This is a genomic window from Paenibacillus oceani (assembly GCF_014705615.1).
Lineage (GTDB): Bacteria > Bacillota > Bacilli > Paenibacillales > NBRC-103111 > Paenibacillus_AB > Paenibacillus_AB oceani.
On the sequence record NZ_JACXJA010000092.1, the window covers coordinates 1 to 1,012 of the forward strand.

Here is a 1,012-nt window from a genome sequence, read left to right on the forward strand (position 1 = left end):
GCTTTTTGCTCAGGCGTGAACTTTCTTCGCATCGTGCTCATACAACTAACTTACTCCTTTTTTGCTGTCTGAATTTCTTAGTCCATTATATATAAAAGGCCTTTGGAAAGTGGCTTAGCTATAAAGAACGAATCCGAAAATAAAATGTGTACTATTGCGTTTAGTGCAAAAGATAGCTCCGGAAATAAGTTTGTCATTACAGCAGGGCACTGCAGTACAAACACCGGTGTTACCTTTTCACAAGGTGGAACTAACTTTGGTACCGTAACTCAAACCATCGATAACGCTAAAGTGGATGCTCTAAAAATTCAACTTACTAATCCATCGCATGCCTCATACTTTCTATATGAACCTGGTGGTAACTTAGGTGGTGGCTTTATAGACGAGACTGAACAATCAGAAGCTATTGCAGGAGATCCTGTTTGTTTCTCAGGATATAAATCTGGTGTACAATGTGGAACAATAATAAATCCCGATTACACATTTCTTCCTACTTTCGAAAGAGTTGGGCTTGCGAATATGTTAGGCGAACATGGAGATAGTGGATCAGGAATATACGGGGATCAAATGTTTACTACCTACAATATACACGGTGTTCTCAGTGGTATAGACTCATTTAATCGTATCGTATACAGCTCGATTACACATGTTAAGAGTGCGCTAGGGATTACACCTATTACAGAATCATCACCTTAAAGAGTCTGATATCAACAAAAGGGGTTGTTTCAAAAGTTATTTGCGATTTTATGAGCCCCACTTAGAACCGGTTTTCCTCAAGAGAAAGGACCTCAGACTCCATTTTACAGTGGAATTTGAGGTCCTTTTTTTATATCTGTTAGTTTGATGGCACTATTGAAACTGAAAGAAGAAGCGGTTGTCATGTATACTAACGAGATCTATGAAGCGATTGAACTGTGCTCAAGAGACTGTCAAGTAAAAAGTGTAACCTTTGAAACCAGAGTCTAGCAACTGCCGAGCCGCGACTTGACCTGGAGCCTCTGGCGGGTCCGGT

At 40.2% G+C, this 1,012-nt stretch carries 1 protein-coding gene; it reads left to right on the plus strand.

Going from position 1 to position 1,012, the window contains the following annotated elements; translation table 11 throughout:
* The first annotated feature begins 102 nt into the window (after positions 1–102).
* Positions 103–696, plus strand: coding sequence for a chymotrypsin family serine protease (locus IDH45_RS33725; RefSeq protein ID WP_190932548.1), 594 nt, complete (start codon positions 103–105; stop codon positions 694–696).
* Positions 697–1,012 lie beyond the last annotated feature (316 nt).